Source organism: Lactobacillus sp. PV012 (genome assembly GCF_014522325.1).
Classification (GTDB): Bacteria; Bacillota; Bacilli; order Lactobacillales; family Lactobacillaceae; genus Lactobacillus.
Genome location: NZ_CP041983.1, coordinates 1,105,213 through 1,126,744, shown reverse-complemented (window position 1 = coordinate 1,126,744; position 21,532 = coordinate 1,105,213). Strand labels below are relative to the sequence as shown.

Here is a 21,532-nt window from a genome sequence, read left to right as displayed (position 1 = left end):
TAAGATTAAAGAATTATTGAGACGAGGTATAAAAATGCAAGTGTTTGAATTATTGAAGAAAAAAGCAATGGAAAATATTAGAACTATTGTATTGCCAGAAGGAACAGATGAAAGAATATTAACTGCTGCAAGTAGGATAGATAAACAAGGCATTGTAAAACTAATTTTATTAGGGGAACCAGATAAAATTTTAGATAAGGCACAAAGTTTAGAGTTAGATTTGGGAAGCATTGAAATAATTAATCCAGATACTTATGATGGCTTTGAAAAAATGTGTGAAGACTTTGTGACATTACGCCATGGAAAAAATACTTTAGAGCAAGCAAGAGATATCCTAAGAGATGTTAGTTATTTTGGGACAATGTTGGTTTATGAAGGAAAGGCTGATGGAATGGTATCAGGAGCTGCTCATTCGACAGCTGATACAGTAAGACCAGCTCTACAAATTATTAAGACTAAACCTGGAATGAAGCGAGTTTCAGGAGCAATGATCATGGAACGTAATGAAGAGAAGTATGTATTTGCGGACTGTGCAATTAATATTGATCCAGATAGTGACGAATTAGCAGAAATTGGTTATCAATCAACGCAAACAGCTAAAATGATTGATTTAAAACCAGAAGTTGCTTTTTTAAGCTTTTCAACTAAAGGATCAGCTAAAGGTCCATTTGTAGATAAAGTTAGTGATGCAGCAGAAGTGATGAAAAAGGATCATCCAGAAATTGCTTCAGATGGTGAATTACAATTTGATACAGCTTTTGTACCAAGTGTAGCAAAAGCTAAAGCTCCTAAGTCAAAAGTAGCAGGACATGCTAATGTATTTATTTTTCCTGATTTAGAGGCTGGAAATATTGCTTACAAAGTAGCTCAAAGATTAGGTGGATTTACTGCAATTGGCCCGGTACTTCAAGGGATGGCAGCGCCCATTAATGATTTATCTCGGGGATGTACAGTTGAAGATGCATATTTAACCATTATTTTAACAGCAGCCCAAGCTAATACAGATAAGGATTAATTATGAAGAAAGTTCTAAACATTAATTCAGATGAAGAAATGCAAAATTTCGGAATGCTATTAGGTAACACTGCAAAGCCCCAATCCTTGCTTTTACTAACAGGGGATTTAGGGGCGGGAAAAACAACTCTAACAAAAGGAATTGCTAAAGCTTTAAATATCAAACGCCCTGTAAAAAGTCCAACTTTTACAATTGTGAGGGAATATCCAGAAGGTAAAATTCCTTTATATCACATGGACATGTACCGTTTAGAAGAAGATGGTGATTTATCAAGTATTGATATGCCAAATTACCTAAACCAACCAGGGATAGTAGTTATAGAATGGCCGCAATTTATTGAAGAAAGTTTACCGAAAAATTATCTTAAGTTAAATATTAAGCGGGTAGATGATTCTTGGGATTCAACCAAAAGAAGAATAGAAGCGACTATTGAAGGCGAAAAGTATGCTCAATGGTGGGAAAAAATAATTAAATCTTTATAAAAGTAAAAATTAGTCAAGCTAAATTTGCTTGACTAATTTTTTTATAGGGGTATCTCCAAATTGCTGATTTTGTTTGATTATAATTTCTGCACAAGCTTCACTATCACTTAAGGCGTTATGGTGATGCCAAAGATTTATATTCAACGCTTCTGAAACAGTATTTAGTTTATGATTAGGTAGCTCAGGTTCAAAACGCTTACTGGTAGCTAAACTATCAAGAACAAGATAGTGTGGTTCACTAATTCCGTAGCGAGCAAGCGATTTTTTTAAAACATTTGTATCAAAACGTGCATTATGGGCTGCTACCAGCATCCCAGGACGAAAAAGTCCTGCGATTTTTGGCCAAACTTCTGCCATTGTGGGAGCATTTTTAACATCGTTTGCTGTAATGCCATGAATTCTAATATTACGTGAGTTAAAAGGCATTTGTGGATTAATGACAGTATAGAATTTATCGATAATTTTATTATTTCGAACCATTACAATTGCTAAAGAACATGCACTTTCAGGTGAAAAATTAGCAGTTTCGAAATCCATTGCAATAAAATTCATTTGTTCTTCTTTCTTTTTAATTAAAGTAATTGAAAATAACATAGCTAATCATAACATCTTAGTAGAAAAAAGTATAATTTTTGCGGTATTATTAGATAAGAAGATTGCAGAGGTAATAAGGGAGTTAAATTTAATGATGGACTTAATGGAATTAAAAGAACAAGGCTTTAATATACAGAAAAATGTTTCTCTGTCTAAATTTACTTTTACCAAAACTGGAGGACCAGCTGAGTTTTTAGCCTTTCCTAAAAATTTAGATCAATTAAAGAAATTAGTAGAAGTAGCACATCACTATCAAATCCCATTAACGATAATTGGAAATGCATCTAATCTTATTATCAAAGATGGAGGAATTGATGGGCTAGTTATTATCTTAACTGAAATGAATGAAATTAAAGCTTACCCAGAAGATAATTTAATTGTTGCACAAGCAGGTGCTAAGATTATTGATACTTCTCAAGCTGCTTATGAAGCGGGACTAAGTGGTTTAGAATTTGCCGCTGGTATTCCGGGAAGTATTGGAGGAGCAGTATTTATGAATGCTGGAGCCTATGGTGGTGAAACTTCGTCTGTAATTAAATCAGTAGAAGTTATAACTAGAGATGGCCAATTTAAAACCTATAGTCATGATGAGATGAAATTTGGTTATCGTCATTCCCTCGTTCAGGATAATGGTGATATTGTTATTCAGGCAACTTTTAAGTTAGCAACTGGCGATAAGTTTGCTATTAAAGATAAGATGGAATATTTTAATGGACTGCGCCGTGCTAAACAACCATTAGAGTATCCTTCTTGCGGTAGTGTTTTCAAGCGACCCGAAGGCCATTTTGTAGGTCCGATGATTATTAAAGCTGGACTTCAAGGAAAGCAAATTGGAGGCGCGCAAGATTCATTAAAGCATGCAGGTTTTATTGTGAATGTTGGGGGAGCGACTGCTACTGATTATTTGGATTTAATTCATTTGATTCAAAAAAAGATTAAAGAAGACTTTGATGTTGATTTACAAACTGAAGTTAGAATTATTGGAAAAGATAAAGATTAAACAAAAGCTACAAGTAATCTTGTAGCTTTTTCTAGGGGGTTAAAATGAGTGACATCATTAAACTAGAGCATGTTCGCAAAGAATATGACGATGGCTTTGTAGCACTGAAGGACATTAATTTAACTATTGAATCAGGTAAATTTTATTCACTTTTAGGTCCATCTGGTTCGGGAAAGACAACGATTTTAAGAATGATAGCTGGTTTTAGTGAACCCACGCAAGGGAAGATCTTATTTGATGGAAAAGATATCACTCATTTGGAAGCTTCTAAAAGACAATTAAATACGGTATTTCAAAATTATGCTTTATTCCCACATATGAATGTTTTTGAAAATATTGCTTTTGGGTTGCGCTTAAAGAAAAAAGGAAAAAGAGAAATCAAACAAGCAGTTACTGAAGCCCTTCATATGGTGCAGCTAGATGGTTTTGCTAATCGAGAAATTTCGGAACTTAGTGGAGGTCAACAGCAACGTGTCGCAATTGCAAGAGCTTTAGTTAACCAACCTAAAGTTTTGCTTTTAGATGAATCATTGTCTGCCTTAGATAAAAGATTACGTAAAGATATGCAGTTTGAATTAAGAGAAATTCAAAAAAAACTAGGGATTACTTTTATTTTCGTTACTCATGATCAAGAAGAGGCTCTAGCAATGAGTGATGAAATTTTTGTACTAAATGAAGGCAAAATTCAACAAAGTGGTAGTCCAGTAGATATTTACGATGAACCAGTTAATGATTTTGTAGCGCGTTTTATTGGTGAGTCTAATATTTTACCAGGAAGAATGGTTAAGGACTTTAAAGTTGAGTTTGGCAATCATACTTTTGAGTGTGCAGATGCTGGAATTAAATCTGGTGAAAAAGTTGAAGTAGTGATTAGACCAGAAGATATTGATATAACTAGCATTAAGCAGGGTAAACTACGTGCAGTTGTTCAAAGTCAATTATTTTTAGGTGATCATTTTGAAATTAAAGCGAAAGATAGTGATGAAAATGAATGGTTGATTCACTCAACAAATCCTACTGTTATTGGGAAAGAAGTAGGTTTATACTTTGATCCAGAAGATATTCACGTCATGCGTTTTGGAGAAAGTGAAGAAGAATTTGATAAAAGATTAGAAACCTATGAAGAGGAGTAGAAGAATGAAGAGAAAAGCTATCTTTTTGGTTCCCTATTTTTTATGGTTACTTTTATTTGTGATTGCCCCAATTATTTTAATTGTAGTTAATGCTTTCACTGGTAGTGATGGTTTTACTTTAAGTAATTTTGCTCAATTTTTTAGTAATAGTAATTTTTTGAGAATGACTTTTAATTCATTTTGGTATGCATTTTTAGTGACATTGTTAACTTTGCTGATTGCTTATCCTGTAGCTTATATTTTAAGTAAGATGAAGAACCAAAAATTTTGGCTTTTAATAATTATTTTACCAACTTGGATTAATCTCTTACTAAAGGCTTATGCTTTTATTGGTATTTTTGGGAAAATGGATTATTGAATAATTTTTTAGATCTATTTGGAATTGGACCAGCAAATATCTTATTTACAAATGCAGCCTTTATTTTTGTAGCCGCCTATATTGAACTACCGTTCATGATTTTACCAATTTATAATGGAATTAAAGATGTCGATCCAGCTGTTTTACAGGCTGCCAGAGATTTGGGAGCTAATAGATGGCAAACTTTGAAAAAGGTTCTCTGGCCTTTGTCTAAATCAGGAGTACAAGCTGGGATTGAAGCAGTTTTTATCCCATCTTTATCTCTTTTTATGTTAACGAGATTAATTGGGGGAAATCGAGTAATTACTTTAGGAACAGCAATTGAAGAGTATTTTATGACGACAATGAATTGGCCAATGGGTTCTACAATTGGAGTAGTTTTAATTATTTTGATGGTTATTGTGATGCTTACGACTACTTCTTCAGCAACTAAAAAACAAAAGAGAGGAATTTGAGATTGAAAAAAATTAAGTGGTCACGCCTATATCTTGGATTAGTACTTTTTATACTATATTTACCAATTTTTTATTTAATTTACTTCTCTTTTTCTAGTGGGCAAAATATGGATCATTTTAAAACTTTCACATGGGATCATTATCGGGACCTCTTTACGGATACTAGGTTATTAGCTATTTTTGTACAAACTATTATTTTGGCTTTGCTTTCTAGTGTAGTTGCTACAATTATTGGTACTTTGGGAGCAATTGGAATTAGTGAAACTCGTAATAAAAAGACTAAAGGAGTTTTGTTAGCTCTAAATAATATTTTGATGGTGTCGCCTGATGTAATTATTGGAGCAAGTTTTTTAATTTTTTTTACTGCTTTAGGAATAGGATTAGGCTTTGTATCAGTCCTACTTAGTCACATTGCCTTTTCAATTCCAATAGTGGTGTTGATGGTTTTACCACGATTATATGAATTTGATTCATCGTTAATAGATGCCGCAAAAGATTTAGGAGCAAGTAGTCTGCAAATTTTTAATAAAATTCTTCTTCCAGCAATAACTCCTGGAATTTTAGCAGGTTTTTTTATGGCCTTGACTTATTCATTAGATGATTTTGCTGTTACATTCTTTGTAACGGGTAATGGCTTCTCGACGCTCTCAGTAGAAATATATTCACGTGCAAGACAGGGGATTAACTTAGAAATTAATGCTTTAAGTACAATTATGTTTGCCTTGGTAATGCTAATTGTATTTGGGTATTACTTTGTAAGTCTAAAAAGAAGAAAAAAGAAGGTGAAGAATAAGTGAAGAAGTTAATTATTGGGATTTGTAGTATTTTAGTCCTTTGTTTAGGACTAGAATTTGTAGTCCATCGGTTAAATGAAGTAGGTGTTACAAAAAATAGTAAGAATCTTATCATTTACAATTGGGGAGATTACATTGATCCAAAATTAATTAAAAAATTTGAAAAGGAAACAGGTTATCATGTAACCTATGAAACATTTGATTCAAATGAAGCAATGTACACAAAACTAAAGCAGGGTGGGACTTCTTATGATGTTGCAGTACCTTCTGATTATATGATTGCAAAATTACGTAAAGCAAACTTGCTTGATAAAATTGATACTAAAAAAATACCTAATTTTAAGTATATTGGACATGAATTCTTAGGCCATTCTTTTGATCCTCATAATGAATATTCAATTCCTTATTTTTGGGGAACTTTAGGAATTGTTTACAATGATAAATATGTAAAAAAGGGTGCTATTAAACACTGGGATGATCTTTGGAAAAAAGATTATCGTCATAATATTTTATTAGTAGACTCAGCACGCGATATCATGGGGTTATCTTTAGCTTCAATGGGAAATTCGATGAATACCACTAATTCTTTAAAGTTAAAATTAGCTAAGGCTAAGCTTGATGGATTAGGCCCAAATGTAAAGGCAATAATTTCTGATGAGTTAAAAATGTATATGATTCAGAATGAAGCGGCGGTGGGAGTAACTTGGTCGGGAGAAGCAAGAACAATGCTAGAAGAAAATAAACATTTACATTATGTAGTTCCACCAGAAGGTTCGAATCTTTGGTTTGATAATTTTGTGATTCCTAAAACTGCTAAAAACGTCACGGGAGCACAAAAATTTATTAATTTTATGTTAAATCCTAAGAATGCGGCTCAAAATGCTGAATATATTGGCTATCCTACTCCTAATACAGCAGCGCAGAAATTATTACCGAAGACGATAAAAAATGATAAGCAATTTTATCCATCAATGCAAGCAATGAAAAATTTACAAGTTTATCAAGATTTAGGTCCGAAAAAGATTCAAGAATATAATGATTTATTTTTAGAATTTAAGATGTACGCTCGTTAATAATACGGTAAGATATAAAAAGAAAGTGAGGGGATCAAGTGAAGTTTGATATTGGAAATATTTTTACTTGGCAAAATTTAATGAATATTATTGATATTCTAATTGTTTGGTATATCATTTATCGTTTAATTATGCTGGTAAAAGGAACAAAAGCTCTCCAATTAGTCAAAGGAATTTCTTTAATTATTTTAGTCCGAATAGTGGCAGGATTTTTGAATCTGCATACCTTAACTTATTTTGTGGATCAAATTCTATCTTGGTCAGTGATTGGAATTATTGTGATTTTTCAACCAGAAATTCGACGTGGGCTTGAACATTTAGGAAGGTCGCCAATTTTTGGAGGGGCGAATGCAAATAAAAAACAAAGTTCAGAGAAAATGATTGAAGAATTGGATAAAGCAATTCAGTATATGTCAAAAAGAAGAATTGGTGCTCTGATTACTTTGCAACAACATACAGGTTTAGAAGATTATATTGAAACAGGAATCCCACTCGATGCTGATATTACGGGAGAATTACTAATTAATATTTTTATTCCTAATACACCCTTACACGATGGAGCAGTTGTAATTAGAGATGGAAAGATTGCAGTAGCAGCTGCCTATTTACCTTTATCTGATAGTACAACAATTCCTAAAAAACTTGGCACACGCCACCGAGCTGCGGTAGGTATCTCAGAAGTAACAGATGCAATCACAATTGTAGTTTCTGAAGAAACTGGTGGAGTTACCCTTACTCGTAATAGTCAGTTAATGTTAGATATGAGTAGAGAAGAATATTTGAAGTATCTACGTGCCCAACTTGTTCCCGCTAAAAAAACTGAAGAACCTAAATGGTATCAAAAAATTATTAATCGAATTTGGTATTGGGGGTCGCATAAATGAAAAAAAATTTAGATCGTCCCTGGTTTTATCGAGCTGTAGCGTTGGTCTTAGCAATTTTATTAGCAATTTATATTAATTGGAATCAACAAGGTTTTTTCCCACAAGGGAAAAAATCAGTTACGATGACAACAGCTACCACAACAGAGACTATCAAAGTACCCTTGCAAGTCTCTGTAGATACAGATAAGTATTATGTTACGGGCTATCCTGATAAAGTTAGTGTAACTTTAAAAGGAGCAAACGCCTTAGTTACCTCAATTATTAATACACGGAACTTTCGAGCTTTTATTGATTTGAGTAATTTAAAACCAGGTTCGCATCAGGTAAAGATTCAGTTAAATGGAATGAGTTCGCAAGTAAAAGCAACCCTTCAACCTAAACTGGTAAAAGTTAATATTCAAAAGAGAAAATCCCAAACTTTTCCTGTTCAAATAGAGTATAATAAGAGTGCTATAGCTAAAAATTACATGGTTGGTACACCTAAGAGTTCTCCTAGACTAGTGCGTGTTACTGGTGCACAAGGCGAGGTCAATCAAATTGATCATATTAGGGCAAAAGCGGTCTTGCCTAAGGGCCAAGCTACTACGTATAGTCGGGAAGTAATTTTAACAGCTGTAGATTCTAAGAATCGACAATTAAATGTAGTAATTGATCCGCTAACGGCAAATATTAGTATTCCAATTTATCTTCCTCATAAAAGTGTAAAAATAAAATTAAAGACAAGTAATGAGGACAGAAATAAAAAATATTCTATTAATGCTGATAAAAATACTGTAACTTTATATGGTACTAAAAATAGTTTAAAGACAGTTAAGGAATTACCGGTAGATGTAAATTTGAAATCTATTACTTCTAATACTGAAAAGACAATTCCGTTAGTCTTGCCTAAAGGAATTAAAGAAAGCGATCCTAAAGAAATTAAGGTTAATATTGAAGTTTTACAATCTTCACATAAAAAAAGTGATTAAAGAAAGGTGTCTATAATTATGCTTAAATATTTTGGTACAGATGGTGTAAGAGGAGTAGCCAATGAAGGTTTAACTCCAGAAATGGCGTTTAAATTAGGTCGTTATGGTGGATATATTTTAACTAAGGACAAAAAGCCAGGTGAGAGAGCTAAAGTTTTAGTTTCAAGAGATACACGTATTTCAGGACAAATGCTTGAATATGCATTAATCTCAGGATTGCTTTCTGTTGGAATTGAAGTTTTAGAATTAGGAGTTATTACTACCCCTGGTTTATCTTATTTAGTAAGAGCTCAAGGCGCAGATGCAGGAGTCCAAATTTCCGCTTCTCATAATCCAGTTGAAGATAATGGTATTAAGTTTTTTGGTAGTGATGGGTTAAAATTATCAGATGCAAAAGAAGAGGAAATTGAAGCTTTAATTGATTCAAGTGAAGACAATCTTCCACGTCCATCGGCAGAAGGACTAGGCACAGTAACTAGTTACCATGAAGGAGCTTCAAAGTATTTACAATTCATTGAAAATACTTTGCCGGAAGATTTAAGCGGAATTAAGGTGGTAGTTGATGGGGCAAATGGTGCATCAAGTGCCTTGATTTCTCGTTTATTTGCGGATCTTGGCATTGATTTCACTACAATTGCTACTCATCCAGATGGCTTAAATATTAATGATCATGTAGGTGCTACTCACACTGAAAAATTGCAAGAAGAAGTTGTAAAGCAAGGTGCTCAATTAGGACTTGCATTTGATGGGGATGCAGACCGTTGTATAGCTGTTGATGAAAATGGTAATGAAGTTGACGGTGATCATATTATGTATGTTATCGGAAGCTATTTAGCAGAACATGGTCGCTTAAAGAAAGATACAATTGTAACTACAGTAATGAGTAATCTTGGCTTTACTAAAGCTTTAGAAAAAAAGGGTATCAAGAATATCCGTACTCAAGTAGGAGATCGTTATGTTTCTGAAGAAATGCGTGCAAATGGTTATAACCTTGGTGGAGAACAATCAGGTCACGTAATTATTAGTGACTATCACAATACTGGAGATGGAATGCTTACAGGTCTTCATCTACTTTATGTAATGAAAGATACTGGCAAATCCTTAAGTGAGTTGTTAAAAGATTTCAAGGAATATCCTCAACGTTTAATTAATGTTCCAGTTAAGGATAAGAATACTTGGAAAAATTATCCTAAGATTACACAGGCAATTGAACATGTTGAAAAAGAATTGGGCAATGAAGGACGTATTTTTGTAAGACCTTCTGGAACTCAAAGTATGCTTCGTGTAATGACTGAAGCCCCAACTCAAGAATTAGCGGATAAATATTGTGAAGAAGTTGCAGATATCGTTCGTGAAGAAATGGGTAACTAATAAAGATCTAACTATAATAAAAAGCTGTAAAAGTGACGTCACTTTTACAGCTTTTTATTATACTTCTATTTATGATTCAAGATCAGGATGTTTAAGGTCTTCTTCGACTATCTTCTTAGAAACCATTTCATTTGGCTTGTACGGACGTTTAATAGGCATTCCCATTGGATTTTGACCTTTAGACATTAGTTCTGTAGGAACATTTGATTCAACTTTACCAGGCTTTTTGAGGCCTTCAATTTCCCAAGTAAATGGAGCAAATTTATTAGTAGGATCTACCCAATTGTGATGCTTGGATAGTTGGTACATAATGAAACAAATTCCTAAAATTACAGCAACTAAAACCAAGATAACTACTACATATGTTATTGGAGAACCAACTTCTGCTTTGACTTGTGCAGGCGGATAAATTGCTAATACAATACCAAATACACAAGAAATTAATCCTAAACCAGCTACTAGCCATGCCCCAAATTTTCCACCAGGAACTTTAAATGCTCGAGGGCGGTTAGGTTGATCGTAGCGAAGTTTTAAGAAAGTAATAAACATTAATACATAATAAAACATGTATAACACAGTAATTGTTTGGGTTAACATAATTACGAAACCTTCAACATTTGGTAAAAGCTTAACTAGATAAGCAATAATGGTCATACCAGCAATTTGTGTATACATTAAATGAGAAGGCATTTCATGTTTGTTCTTCTTTTGGAACCAGTCAGGCAAAAAGCCACTCCCTCCAGCTTGTCCAAGCATAAAAGAAGGACCAGCCATGTTAGTAATAACACTGGCTAAAACATTACATAAACCAGCCCAGACAAGGACCATGTATAACCATGGAATACCAATCGTGGCTCCTAAAGTTCTGAAGACAGTATTTAAGGTGTAAATAACATTAATTTGCTTTTCAGGGACAACCATGGCAATAATGACAGTTCCGACAACAAAGATTAAGAATACTAAGATAATTGAAATAAAGATTGCTTTAGTAAAATCTTTTTCGGGATGTTTTAATTGCTTAATGTGAGCTGCATTCATGTCAATCCCAGTATATGAGAAGAAGACACCAGCTGCCAAAGCAAGGGTTCCCATGCCGTTCCATTTAGGAATTAAACCCTTAGGAGTCATTGGAATTGCGGGTTGGTGCCCTTGACATAACCAAACGATTGTTAAAATAATCATTAGTGCTAAAGGAATAAAGGTACCAATTAAAACTCCGTATTTTGCAACACGAGCAAAAGCTTTGACCCCCTTAGTGGCTATAAATGTAAGCACCCAATATAAAATTATAAATCCAGTCATAATTAAAACTTCATGTTGTGGATGTTGAGCAAATTGAACCGCCTTTTTATACATCGGGGTGTAGAAAAGAATAGTAGCGGCATAGCTTGGCATCCCCATTCCAAAGTTGATCATGGTCTGGAACCACAAAATTAAAAGACAGGTGATAGCCCAACCTTTTCCTAGACCTTCTCCAACCCAGCGGAAAATACCTCCTCTGTTACTCCAACCAGATGCTAGTTCAGCAGCGACTAATGCAGTTGGAATGAAAAATGCAATCGCACCAATCGCAAAGTAAGTAACAGATGTTAAGCCATAGAAGGCTTGTTGGACATCATTACCAATTCCTGCAATGATAGTAACATTCATTAAAGTCAATGCAAGAACAGAAATATAAATTCGTTTAGTTTTTGCCTTTTCCGAATCTGAAGGCATAAAAAACACTTCCATTTCATTTTATTACTAAAAACTTCCTAAAAATGAAAGTACCATGATGGTTAAACAGAACTTTAAGTTAGTGGTAACAAAAGTAGTCTAAGAAATTAAAATTAAAGCCAATTAATTTTAAGTCCCTTTCTCAAAAAATAAATAATAGAGGATAGAAGAGAGTGAAGTCACTTCTTCATCACAAACAATTATTTATATTAATGAATTAGAAAGTAATACGTTATTAAAACAGGGTACTAAGTCGTATACCTATTTATGTTCGATGATAGAGCAATAAAATCCAAAAAACAAATAAAACGATTATGTAAATCGTTAAAATAAAAAATATAATTAGACCAATTTTAAATAATTTGTTATATTTTGCTTGACCTAAACAAAATAATTTACTATTATAACAGTACTGACAACAATTTTTTAATTAAAAATTACAGTCTAGACCAATTTTAATAATTGTTTAGGCAAAAAGGAGAAAACTTATGTGTGGTATTGTTGGTGTGGTTGGAAAACCTGCTAAGGAAATAATTTTAAATGGATTAAAGAACTTAGAATATCGTGGCTATGATTCAGCTGGTATTTACTTAAATGATTTGCAAGGTGACGAATACTTAATAAAAGCAGTAGGTAGAATTAGTAACCTTGAAGCTAAATTAACTCCAGATCAAGAAGGTATGGTCGGAATTGGTCATACTCGTTGGGCAACCCATGGAAAACCAACTGAAGATAATGCTCATCCTCATTTTTCAGAAGATGGACGTTTTTATTTGGTTCATAATGGTGTAATTGAAAATTATGCTGAACTAAAGGAAAAATATTTACAAGGAGTAAACTTTAAGTCAACTACTGATACTGAAGTAGTTGTGCAATTAGTAGCTAAGATTGCGCGTGAAAAGAACTTAGATGGTTTTTCAGCCTTCAAAGAAGCTTTAAAATTAGTTCGTGGATCTTATGCGTTTTTATTAGTGGATAACACTAATCCTAGTCATGTCTTCATTGCAAAAAATAAGGCACCAATGATGTTAGGCTTAGGTGATGGTTTCAACATTATTGCTTCAGATGCAATTTCCGTTTTGGATCAAACAAAGACTTTTGTGGATTTACAAGATGGTGATGTTGCTGATATTACCAAGGATTCTTATGTAATTGAGAATGTAGATGGTGAAGTTCAAAAACGGGAGTCTCATGTTTTAAATATTGATCCAAATGCTGCTTCTAAGGGTACTTACGAGTTCTACATGCTTAAAGAAATTGATGAACAACCTGCAGTAATGCGTCGCTTGGCTCAAACTTATTTTGGTGCAGATGGTGATGTAAGAGTAGAACAAAAAATTGTAGATGCAATGTCTGAAAGTGATCGAATCTACATTTTGGCTGCTGGAACAAGTTATCATGCGGGTTTAGTAGGTAAGAATTTAATTGAAGAATATTCTGATATTCCGGTAGAAGTTGGCTTAGCCTCTGAATTTGGTTATCACTTCCCAAAATTATCTAAAAAACCTTTCTTTATCTTCTTATCACAATCGGGTGAAACTGCAGATTCACGTGTTGTTTTAAAGCAAGTAAATGAACGTAACTTGCCAAGTTTGACTATTACTAATGTTGAAGGATCAACTCTTTCACGTGAAGCTACTTATACTATGCTTCTTGAAGCTGGTCCAGAAATTGCAGTGGCCTCTACAAAGGCTTACACTGCTCAAATTGCTGTTCAGGCAATCTTAGCAAAAGCAGTGGGAGAGAAAAAAGGTTTAGAAGTTGCTAAAAACTTTGATTTAAAACATCAGTTAGCTTTAGTTGCAGAAGGAATGCAAGAGTTAGTTGATGGAAAAGAAAAAATTGATGAATTAGCTAAGAAGTTTTTGGCTAATACTCGCAATGCCTTCTACATTGGTCGTGGAGTTGATTATGCATTGGCACTTGAAGGGGCTTTGAAGTTAAAAGAAGTTTCTTACATTGAAACTGAGGGTTTTGCTGCTGCCGAATTGAAGCATGGAACTATTGCCCTTATTGAAAAGGGGACTCCAGTAATTGCAATTATCAATGATCCTGCTACTGGTGATTTAACTCGTGGTAATATTCAAGAAGTAGAATCTCGGGGAGCTAATGTAATGGTATTTGCAGGCAAGGATTTTGCTAAAGAAGGCGACGATGTAGTTTTACCTAAGGTTGATTATTACTTGTCTCCATTGGTAAGTGCTATTCCAACACAATTATTAGCTTATTATGCTTCTAAAAATAAGGGATTAGACGTAGATAAGCCAAGAAACTTAGCTAAATCTGTTACAGTTGAATAATTTTCAAAAGAGACGTTCTTTTAAATAAGAGCGTTTTTTTTGTATAATTTTAGTATAGAAAAGAGGGATTTTATGGCTATAAAATTAATTGCGGTAGATTTAGATGGTACTTTATTAACATCAGATCATAAAATTAGTGAAGCAACAAAAAAAGCTTTACAAAAAGCTGCCAAGATGGGAATTAGTATTGTGCCTTGTTCAGGACGTCCATTTCCAGGAGTAAAAGAATATTTAGAAGAATTAGAGTTACAGGGTGACAAACAATATGCCATTACCTTTAATGGAGCATTAGTTTTTGATATGGAAGGTAAAGAAATTGTGAAAGATATTTTGAATTTTGCAGATTTCACATATTTTTTGGAACTTGCTAAAAAATATAAAATGCCTTTTCACGTTGAACTAGAGGATTATTTTGTAACTTTAGATAAAATTATTAATATTTATCTTTCACAAGAAAGTTGGCTGACAAAGATGCCAATAAAGGTAGAAGATTTTGAAAAAATACCTGAGGATTTCACATTTGTAAAAGGGATGTATACAGGTAGTTCGAAAAGAATAGAAGAATTTTTGAAGGAAATAAATTGGGAAGATTTCAAAGATTACAATGCTTCTACTTCTGATCCTAGCTTATTTGAATTGAATTCAAAAACTGCTTCTAAGGGAAATGCTTTAAAAAAGCTAGCAAAAAAAATAGGAATAAAAGAAGATGAAGTAATGATCTTTGGTGATCAAAGTAACGATTTATCAATGTTTTCAGTACCGGCCTTTAAAAAAGTTGCCATGGGAAATGCTATCGAAGAAATTAAAGAAAAGGCAGATTTTGTTACTAGAACAAATAATCATAATGGGATAGCCTACGCCTTAGAAAGATTGGTGTTTTAATGACAAAAGCAAAAAATTATATAAGTGTAGGCTTTTTTGCATTTTTTGGAGGAGCATTGCGAGCATATTTAAATATTATATGGTCGCTTTTAGGAACTTTCATTGTTAACATAGTAGGTTGCTTTTTATTAGCTTTTTTTACTTATTTTTTTATAAATAAAAAAGCTCCTCAATGGTTAACAACTGGATTAATGACAGGATTTGTTGGTGCGTTTACAACGTTTTCTAGCTTTCACTTAGATACTTTGAAACAACTTCAAAGTCCTCAATCCACTACAGCCTGGGTTTACTTTTTTGCTTCAATTATTATAGGTTTTGGCTTAGCAAACTTAGGAATGATGGTCGGCAAATTAGCAGGTAGAAGGGTGAAATAAAGCAGTGATACAAACAATTTTTTTGGCAGGAATAGGTGCAATATTAGGTGCAGTTCTTAGATATGCGATTACTAACTACGGCAAAAAGCATTGGTCAACGTTTTTACCTTATGCAACCCTACTAATTAATTTGAGTGGAGCTTTATTACTAGGAGTAGTTTATGCTAAAAATCTCTCTCCATTTATCTATGCTTTATTAGGAACAGGAGTATTGGGAGGATATACTACATTTTCGACATTAAATGTAGAGTTGTTAAAAGAATGGCAAAGTCGCAGATATGTAGCTTTTTCACTTTATTTCTTTTTGTCCTATTTTGTTGGATTAGGATTGGTATTTATTGGATATTGGATTGGAAAATAAAAGAGAATTGCCTAGGCAATTCTCTTTTATTCATCAGTGATTTTAATTTTTCCACTTATAGTTTTAAGGGTAAGGTTAGCTTTTGCATTTTCATTACCAACATATCCATCGATATCATCGCTCCCCTTATCAAAAATAATTGATTCTAAAGGTAGTTTAGAGATATTTTTGATGGAAGAAATTGAAAAAGTAAATAATAAATTAGGGCTAGCCTTAATTTTTATATTGCCAGTTTTAGTAGTTAAAGCTATCTTAGAAGAAAATTGGTCTGAAAGGAGAGCCTTGATATTACCAGACTGGGTAGTAATTCTACTATTAAGGTTAGATTCTGTAATTTTAACATTGCCAGAATTAGTATTTATTTTACTGAGCAGAGCCTGACAATTTTCTAAAGTTAGGGTACCAGACTTAGTTGCTAAATAAAGTTGGTTTGCAGAAACATAATGTAGGGTAATAGAACCATTATTTGTAGTAAAAGAGGCATCGTCCTCTTGTCCAAGAACTTTTAAAGTATCAATTACAAGTTCACCTGAATGAGAATTAATATGGACCGACTCTGCATTACAATCTTCTAAGTGAACATTACCAGATTTAGAATCCGCTTGTAGGCGTTTGACATGGAGATTTTTTAGCAAAAGATTTCCACTAATTCCTGTAATATCAAGTAATCCTTGGCTCCGTAAGCGATAAACAGAAGTATGACCACTTTGGTTTCTAATACTTAAAAATCCAGTATAACTGTTAGGAAGAAAAAGTAAAACTTTGGCTTTAAAAATACCAACTAATTTTCGTGGCCCTTGTTTAATTTTAATAACATTTCCAATTTTTTCGATAGTGGAATGAAGCTTAGGAATATCACGAGACATGTAGTCTTGTAAAACAGCTTGATCATTAAAGCTGGGAAGAATAATTAAATCGCAAAATCGATAGTTTAAATGTAACTCATCAATTTGATTAAGTTCTAAGTGAAGTTCGTTCACCATTTCTAAATCAAAAATTTTAGAAAGAAATTTATCAATATCAGTCGTATTTAAGCGCTCTAAAGTATCAGGAGTAACTTGAGAAAAAACTTTTTCCAAAGTAGTGAAATATTTATTAATTTTTTTATCAGTAGCAGCTTTGTTTTTACCATTTTGAAGATTTTCATCTAAAATTAGTTGCAGATTTGTTTGTAACATATCTCGAAAATAAGTTAAAGATGAAGTTTGGGGAAGTTTTTCAAAAAGTTGGTCAATTTTTTTCTCAAACATTTATATGTCTCCTTTATAATTCAACATTTAATTATAGCATCAACTAAAAAAGATTTTGAACTTTGAGTTCAAAATCTTTAATTTTATTTTTCTTTTGGAGCAGGTGAACCAACGAAGCAACAAATCCCAAGGGCACAAAGGGCTTCAATTAAGATATAGAGACCACGTAAATTGAGGTGGGTTAAACTTCCGAGATAGAGATCGAGGATAATTGAACCGATAATTACGATTAATATAATAATCCATTGGGTTTTGTCAAACGCTATCCCATATTCAATTTCACGTTTTCTAATTCCTGGTAAAATTACCCCTAATCCAATTAAAACAATAACAGCAATGATATTAATAGCTAATTCATACCACCAAAGGTGACTGTAAGCTGGTACATCTTGAGGAGCAATTCCAAAGATGGTTGCCACTGCCGTAATAATTAATAAAGCTAAGCCCACTAGGTAGGCAAGAGTATTATTTTTGATGAAAACATATTGGGAAGGGAATTTTTGAGGATGTTTTCTAATTCGCATAAATGAGTAAAAGATCCAGCAAGTAACTCCTGGAGAAATAATTCCATTAAGATTTAAAAGCCAATTAAAAATATCATTCATATTTGGCAAAAAGATTCCCAAGAGCATGATGAATGCTGAAAGAGACACTGTTAAAATGTACCCATTGATTGGTAAACCGTTTTTGTCTTTTTTGCGTAAAAAACCTGGCATGTACTTTTCACCAGTATCGGAAATTAGCATTCTAGTCATTGCGTCAAGCAAGACAGCAAGTAAAGCAGCATTATAAAATACTGAAGTCCAGGCAAAAATATAAAGTAAAATTTTACCTAATCCAAATTGGTGACCAAGAGCATCAAAAACATAATAGGATCCGTTCATTTTTAAATCTTTTGGGATATGGTAAGCATCAAAGTAAATTCCAAGAGCTAAAGACCCTAAAATAGTTAAAAAGGCTGTCATTGCAGCTAAAGCTATCATTGCTTTAGGGAAATCGATTCTTGGATTTTTCATTTTAACAACATATGGAGCAACTAATTCTGCACCGTTCATAGCGTAAATCAGCATCCCAATAGTTGTCCAGTAATGTAAATTACCAAAGTTTGGAATAATAGTTTTCCAAGTAAAGGGCTGCGTTGCCATATGACCGCCGGATTTAATTAATCCTACACCAGCCATAAATACAAAAAGAGCCGTCATTGCAAACATCATCACCCCACCAATGGTAGCTAAAACTTCCATTGAATTAGAGAATTTATGTTCAATATAAATAAAGATGATAAACATTGCAAAGGTGAGTAGGGCAAATTCCCAATTAGGAATTTTATCTTGAAAATCACTGGAGCCAGTGAATGCCCAGCCAATATCAACAATAATTTCATTTGCAGAATCAACAGCATAAGGAATTGAAGCAGCCCAGTATGTCCAAGCTGTAAAGTAGCCTAAAAACTCCCCATCTGTTCCTCTTACCCAAGAAGAAAGTCCACCGCCTTCTTTGCTAAAAGTAGAACCCAATTGCCCAACCATTAGTGAGTAAGGAATAACATAAAAAATGAGCATTAAAACCCAAGAAGTAATAACCTGCATCCCCTGATTTTGGAAATTGTACATGATATCATCTAAACCGATAACTGTTACAAAAGCCATTAGGGTTAAAGTAGGCCAAGAAATATATTTTTTATTTTCTGTATTAATCATTTTCCCATCTTTCTTAATTTTGTTTAATTTTCCTAACAAAATTAAGTACCAGGAGATTTATTCTTTTTATCTTCTGCCATAAAAAGTCCTCCAACTTTTGAGGTCGCTTTCTATTGTAACTTTTTCTGCTTAATAAAAATAGAGGAAAAATTATCATTAATTAAATTATTTTTAGGATTAATAAATTCGGTGATTTAATGAGAGGTTTTTTCTATAATATATTAAAGAAATAGAAGGTGATTTAATGAAAGTGGCAGTATATATAACAGGTGGAATTGCTGCATATAAAGCTGTGTATTTTATACGCTTATTACAAAAAAATGGGCATCAGGTTCGAATTGCAATGACACAAAATAGTAAAAATTTTATTGGTAGTCAGACCTTAGCAGCTCTAACTAAGTATTCAGTACTAGATGATTTGTGGAGTAAAGAAAATGAATCAAAAATTAGTCATATTGAATTAGCTGATTGGGCCCAAGCAGCAGTTGTTATTCCAGCAGATGCAAATATTATTGGAAAGATGGCAAATGGGCTAGCAGATGATGCAGTTTCTACAGCACTTTTAGCAACTTCAGCTTCTAAGTTTATTGTTCCTGCTATGAATGTTCATATGTGGGAAAATGAGGCTGTAAAGCGTAATATTAAGACTTTAAAAGAGGATGGAATTAATATATTAGAGCCTACCTCTGGACAGCTAGCAGAAGGATATAACGGCAAGGGAAGAATGCCAGAACCGGAACAAGTTTATCAATGGTGGGAAAATTATTTTGAAAAAAAGTTGCCACTAAAAGGTAAAAGAGTATTAGTTACTGCAGGAGGAACGCGAGAACAGATAGATCCAGTACGATTTATTGGAAATAATTCTAGCGGTAAAATGGGAATTGCACTAGCTCAAGCAGCCAGCCAATTAGGTGCAGAAGTTGATTTGATATATGGACAAATTAGCACGCGTTTACCTCAAGAGGAGAATATTAAACTTTATTCTATCAAGAGTACTGAAGAACTTTTGAAAAAGGTTCAGGCGTTATTTAAAAGAGATAATATTTTAATTATGGCAGCTGCACCTGCAGACTTTCGTGTGAAGAATTATAGTGAGCAAAAAATTAAGAAAAAAGTTGATGTAGATAATTTAAGGCTTGAGTTGGAGAAGACACCAGATATTTTAAAAAGTATGGGAGAACAAAAAAAGCAAGGGCAGATTATAATTGGTTTTGCTGCAGAAACGAATAACTTAATTGAGAATGCACAAAAAAAGTTGCTTTCGAAAAATGCAGATTACATTATTGCTAATGATGTTTCACAGGGAGTTTTTGGAAGCAACCAAAATAAAGTCACTATTTTAAGTAAAAAAGGAGAAATTAAACCTTTACCAAAGATGGACAAATTCCAGTTAGCGAAGAAATTATTGACAGAGTTATTGCTCTAGAGAGGAGTATTGTGAAGTTAACGAAGAAAGAAATAATATTTATTATTTTAATGATTTGTATTTTAATTGGGCTATTTATTTCAAGTTCAATGACATATCATCAGCAAGAAATGAAACCAGGGTTTATTCATCGTCATTTTGGGTGGCTTGAAAATATTGTGGGTCATTGGAATATCTATTATCAAGACCGGTGGCACAATGCAAAAGCAGATAATGGGATTGCGGGGATGACCCAATTTGTAATGCGAAAGATGGCACATTTTGGAACCTACTTTTTTCTTGGTTTGTTTAGTTGCATAGGATTAGATCGCTTATTTAAAAAGTGGAGTGGTCCACTATTTATTTGGTTAGGAATAATTATGCTAGCTGGAATTGATGAATTTCATCAAATGTTAACTGGAGATCGTACTCCTAGTTTGTGGGATGTAGCACTTGATTCATCAGGAGCACTACTAGCTATTTTAATTTGTATTATTTTTTATAGTATTCGAAAAAAGAAAGCCCAAAAGTAAAAAGTTAAGTTATTTTAAAGAGAATAGATTGAATTTTATGGCTGGGTGCGTTACTATTAACAAGGTTAACTATATTAAGAAAAAGAAAGAAGGATTCTTATGTCAGGACATTCAAAATGGCACAATATTCAAGGCCGCAAGAATGCGCAAGACGCTAAAAGAGGTAAGGTTTTCCAAAAGTTATCTCGTGAAATTTATATGGCTGCAAAGAGTGGTGGTCCTGACCCTTCAGGGAATCCAAGCTTACGTTTAGTGATGGATAAGGCACGTGCAGCTAATATGCCTAAGAGTAATATTGAACGTGCTATTAAAAAAGCCGAAGGTGGCTCAGATGAACATTACGATGAAATCACCTATGAAGGCTATGCTCCAGGTGGGGTTGCAGTTTTAGTAGAAGCTTTAACTGATAACAAGAATAGAACTGCTTCTGATGTACGTGTAGCCTTTACTCGTAATGGTGGTTCACTTGGTGCAACTGGTTCTGTTGCTTATATGTTTGATCGTAAGGGTTATATTGTGATTGATCGTTCAACTACTGATGCTGACGAAGATCAAGTGTTGCTTGATGTAATGGATGCAGGTGGTGATGATCTTCAAACTAGTGAAGATGCATTTGAAATCTATACTGATCCTAAGCAATTCACTGCTGTACGTGACGGTTTAGAAAAAGCTGGCTATAAGTTGGCTAATGCTGAATTAACTATGATTCCTCAAAATACCACTCCAGTTCCAGAAGATAAAAAGGAACAATTTGAACATTTAATTGATGCGTTAGAAGATAGCGATGATGTTTCTAATGTTTATACTGCAGCTGCAGATGACGAATAATTAAATAAGTACCTAAGCTTAGAGATCTAGATTAATTTCTAGATCTTTTTTATTTT

20 protein-coding genes and 1 pseudogene are annotated in these 21,532 nt (G+C 33.4%); 17 read left to right on the top strand and 4 right to left on the bottom strand.

The genetic code is table 11. The annotated features are described in order from the left end of the window. Nucleotides 1-34: 34 nt before the first annotated feature. Entirely contained in the window at nucleotides 35-1,015 is a 981-nt protein-coding gene (pta, locus tag FP433_RS05600; protein ID WP_265486551.1) for a phosphate acetyltransferase, read from the top strand. Between the two features lie 2 nt (nucleotides 1,016-1,017). Continuing rightward, a complete protein-coding gene (gene tsaE, locus FP433_RS05595; RefSeq protein ID WP_265484165.1) occupies nucleotides 1,018-1,497 on the top strand; it encodes a tRNA (adenosine(37)-N6)-threonylcarbamoyltransferase complex ATPase subunit type 1 TsaE in 480 nt (159 codons plus the stop codon). A gap of 18 nt (nucleotides 1,498-1,515) precedes the next feature. Here the strand turns inward: tsaE and FP433_RS05590 are convergent, their stop codons facing one another. Next, nucleotides 1,516-2,049: a 3'-5' exonuclease gene (locus FP433_RS05590; RefSeq protein ID WP_265487255.1), complete on the bottom strand. Its 534-nt coding sequence runs from the start codon at nucleotides 2,047-2,049 to the stop codon at nucleotides 1,516-1,518. A gap of 136 nt (nucleotides 2,050-2,185) precedes the next feature. Here FP433_RS05590 and murB point away from each other — a divergent pair, with 136 nt between their 5' ends. From murB to glmM, 8 genes and pseudogenes are all read left to right on the top strand, one after another. After that, on the top strand, nucleotides 2,186-3,091 hold the full coding sequence (gene murB, locus FP433_RS05585; protein WP_265484626.1) for a UDP-N-acetylmuramate dehydrogenase: 906 nt from the start codon (nucleotides 2,186-2,188) through the stop codon (nucleotides 3,089-3,091). 44 nt (nucleotides 3,092-3,135) lie between these two features. Continuing rightward, nucleotides 3,136-4,224 (top strand): ABC transporter ATP-binding protein, encoded by a 1,089-nt coding sequence (locus FP433_RS05580; RefSeq protein ID WP_265484166.1) that lies wholly within the window; start codon nucleotides 3,136-3,138, stop codon nucleotides 4,222-4,224. 4 nt (nucleotides 4,225-4,228) lie between these two features. After that, nucleotides 4,229-5,037: pseudogene (locus FP433_RS05575) on the top strand (ABC transporter permease). A gap of 2 nt (nucleotides 5,038-5,039) precedes the next feature. Next, nucleotides 5,040-5,834 (top strand): ABC transporter permease, encoded by a 795-nt coding sequence (locus FP433_RS05570; protein WP_265486550.1) that lies wholly within the window; start codon nucleotides 5,040-5,042, stop codon nucleotides 5,832-5,834. Then, on the top strand, nucleotides 5,831-6,904 hold the full coding sequence (locus tag FP433_RS05565) for an ABC transporter substrate-binding protein (protein ID WP_265486549.1): 1,074 nt from the start codon (nucleotides 5,831-5,833) through the stop codon (nucleotides 6,902-6,904). Before FP433_RS05570 ends, FP433_RS05565 begins: the two co-directional genes overlap by 4 nt. Nucleotides 6,905-6,942: 38 nt before the next feature. Next, nucleotides 6,943-7,788 carry a diadenylate cyclase CdaA gene (gene cdaA / locus FP433_RS05560; RefSeq protein WP_265484171.1) on the top strand — a complete coding sequence of 282 codons (846 nt, stop codon included), beginning with the start codon at nucleotides 6,943-6,945 and terminating at the stop codon, nucleotides 7,786-7,788. After that, on the top strand, nucleotides 7,785-8,756 hold the full coding sequence (locus FP433_RS05555; protein ID WP_265486548.1) for a YbbR-like domain-containing protein: 972 nt from the start codon (nucleotides 7,785-7,787) through the stop codon (nucleotides 8,754-8,756). Before cdaA ends, FP433_RS05555 begins: the two co-directional genes overlap by 4 nt. An 18-nt stretch (nucleotides 8,757-8,774) precedes the next feature. Continuing rightward, on the top strand, nucleotides 8,775-10,127 hold the full coding sequence (gene glmM / locus FP433_RS05550; protein WP_265484173.1) for a phosphoglucosamine mutase: 1,353 nt from the start codon (nucleotides 8,775-8,777) through the stop codon (nucleotides 10,125-10,127). 69 nt (nucleotides 10,128-10,196) lie between these two features. Here the strand turns inward: glmM and FP433_RS05545 are convergent, their stop codons facing one another. After that, on the bottom strand, nucleotides 10,197-11,843 hold the full coding sequence (locus FP433_RS05545; protein WP_265484175.1) for an APC family permease: 1,647 nt from the start codon (nucleotides 11,841-11,843) through the stop codon (nucleotides 10,197-10,199). Nucleotides 11,844-12,331: 488 nt separating this feature from the next. Between FP433_RS05545 and glmS the strand changes: the two genes are divergently transcribed. The 4 genes from glmS to crcB all read left to right on the top strand — a co-directional run bounded on the left by glmS (nucleotide 12,332) and on the right by crcB (nucleotide 15,760). Continuing rightward, on the top strand, nucleotides 12,332-14,143 hold the full coding sequence (gene glmS, locus FP433_RS05540; RefSeq protein ID WP_265486547.1) for a glutamine--fructose-6-phosphate transaminase (isomerizing): 1,812 nt from the start codon (nucleotides 12,332-12,334) through the stop codon (nucleotides 14,141-14,143). Between the two features lie 72 nt (nucleotides 14,144-14,215). Next, on the top strand, nucleotides 14,216-15,025 hold the full coding sequence (locus FP433_RS05535; RefSeq protein ID WP_265486546.1) for a Cof-type HAD-IIB family hydrolase: 810 nt from the start codon (nucleotides 14,216-14,218) through the stop codon (nucleotides 15,023-15,025). Further along, nucleotides 15,025-15,399 carry a fluoride efflux transporter FluC gene (locus FP433_RS05530; RefSeq protein ID WP_265484179.1) on the top strand — a complete coding sequence of 125 codons (375 nt, stop codon included), beginning with the start codon at nucleotides 15,025-15,027 and terminating at the stop codon, nucleotides 15,397-15,399. The genes FP433_RS05535 and FP433_RS05530 overlap by 1 nt, the downstream gene beginning before the upstream one ends. A gap of 7 nt (nucleotides 15,400-15,406) precedes the next feature. Continuing rightward, nucleotides 15,407-15,760 (top strand): fluoride efflux transporter CrcB, encoded by a 354-nt coding sequence (gene crcB / locus FP433_RS05525; RefSeq protein WP_265487254.1) that lies wholly within the window; start codon nucleotides 15,407-15,409, stop codon nucleotides 15,758-15,760. A gap of 26 nt (nucleotides 15,761-15,786) precedes the next feature. On the opposite strand, the gene FP433_RS05520 is transcribed toward crcB, so the two are convergent. Both FP433_RS05520 and FP433_RS05515 read right to left on the bottom strand, forming a co-directional pair. Then, nucleotides 15,787-17,010 (bottom strand): DUF4097 family beta strand repeat-containing protein, encoded by a 1,224-nt coding sequence (locus FP433_RS05520; RefSeq protein WP_265484181.1) that lies wholly within the window; start codon nucleotides 17,008-17,010, stop codon nucleotides 15,787-15,789. A gap of 83 nt (nucleotides 17,011-17,093) precedes the next feature. Then, nucleotides 17,094-18,710 carry an APC family permease gene (locus FP433_RS05515; RefSeq protein ID WP_265484182.1) on the bottom strand — a complete coding sequence of 539 codons (1,617 nt, stop codon included), beginning with the start codon at nucleotides 18,708-18,710 and terminating at the stop codon, nucleotides 17,094-17,096. Nucleotides 18,711-18,954: 244 nt separating this feature from the next. Here FP433_RS05515 and coaBC point away from each other — a divergent pair, with 244 nt between their 5' ends. The 3 genes from coaBC to FP433_RS05500 all read left to right on the top strand — a co-directional run bounded on the left by coaBC (nucleotide 18,955) and on the right by FP433_RS05500 (nucleotide 21,476). After that, nucleotides 18,955-20,136, top strand: coding sequence for a bifunctional phosphopantothenoylcysteine decarboxylase/phosphopantothenate--cysteine ligase CoaBC (coaBC, locus tag FP433_RS05510; protein WP_265486545.1), 1,182 nt, complete (start codon nucleotides 18,955-18,957; stop codon nucleotides 20,134-20,136). Nucleotides 20,137-20,186: 50 nt separating this feature from the next. Continuing rightward, nucleotides 20,187-20,648, top strand: a complete 462-nt coding sequence (locus tag FP433_RS05505; protein WP_265484627.1) for a VanZ family protein — start codon at nucleotides 20,187-20,189, stop codon at nucleotides 20,646-20,648. A 99-nt stretch (nucleotides 20,649-20,747) separates the two neighbouring features. Then, nucleotides 20,748-21,476: a YebC/PmpR family DNA-binding transcriptional regulator gene (locus FP433_RS05500; RefSeq protein WP_265484184.1), complete on the top strand. Its 729-nt coding sequence runs from the start codon at nucleotides 20,748-20,750 to the stop codon at nucleotides 21,474-21,476. The last annotated feature ends 56 nt before the right edge of the window (nucleotides 21,477-21,532 follow it).

What these genes read in the sequence shown, in the direction of transcription:
- pta (WP_265486551.1), top strand. Translation starts at nt 35, where the DNA reads ATGCAAGTGTTTGAATTATTGAAGAAAAAAGCAATGGAAAATATTAGA.
- tsaE (WP_265484165.1), top strand. Translation starts at nt 1,018, where the DNA reads ATGAAGAAAGTTCTAAACATTAATTCAGATGAAGAAATGCAAAATTTC.
- FP433_RS05590 (WP_265487255.1), bottom strand. Translation starts at nt 2,049, where the DNA reads ATGAATTTTATTGCAATGGATTTCGAAACTGCTAATTTTTCACCTGAA.
- murB (WP_265484626.1), top strand. Translation starts at nt 2,186, where the DNA reads ATGGACTTAATGGAATTAAAAGAACAAGGCTTTAATATACAGAAAAAT.
- FP433_RS05580 (WP_265484166.1), top strand. Translation starts at nt 3,136, where the DNA reads ATGAGTGACATCATTAAACTAGAGCATGTTCGCAAAGAATATGACGAT.
- FP433_RS05555 (WP_265486548.1), top strand. Translation starts at nt 7,785, where the DNA reads ATGAAAAAAAATTTAGATCGTCCCTGGTTTTATCGAGCTGTAGCGTTG.
- glmM (WP_265484173.1), top strand. Translation starts at nt 8,775, where the DNA reads ATGCTTAAATATTTTGGTACAGATGGTGTAAGAGGAGTAGCCAATGAA.
- FP433_RS05545 (WP_265484175.1), bottom strand. Translation starts at nt 11,843, where the DNA reads ATGCCTTCAGATTCGGAAAAGGCAAAAACTAAACGAATTTATATTTCT.
- glmS (WP_265486547.1), top strand. Translation starts at nt 12,332, where the DNA reads ATGTGTGGTATTGTTGGTGTGGTTGGAAAACCTGCTAAGGAAATAATT.
- FP433_RS05535 (WP_265486546.1), top strand. Translation starts at nt 14,216, where the DNA reads ATGGCTATAAAATTAATTGCGGTAGATTTAGATGGTACTTTATTAACA.
- FP433_RS05530 (WP_265484179.1), top strand. Translation starts at nt 15,025, where the DNA reads ATGACAAAAGCAAAAAATTATATAAGTGTAGGCTTTTTTGCATTTTTT.
- FP433_RS05520 (WP_265484181.1), bottom strand. Translation starts at nt 17,010, where the DNA reads ATGTTTGAGAAAAAAATTGACCAACTTTTTGAAAAACTTCCCCAAACT.
- FP433_RS05515 (WP_265484182.1), bottom strand. Translation starts at nt 18,710, where the DNA reads ATGATTAATACAGAAAATAAAAAATATATTTCTTGGCCTACTTTAACC.
- coaBC (WP_265486545.1), top strand. Translation starts at nt 18,955, where the DNA reads ATGAAAGTGGCAGTATATATAACAGGTGGAATTGCTGCATATAAAGCT.
- FP433_RS05505 (WP_265484627.1), top strand. Translation starts at nt 20,187, where the DNA reads ATGATTTGTATTTTAATTGGGCTATTTATTTCAAGTTCAATGACATAT.
- FP433_RS05500 (WP_265484184.1), top strand. Translation starts at nt 20,748, where the DNA reads ATGTCAGGACATTCAAAATGGCACAATATTCAAGGCCGCAAGAATGCG.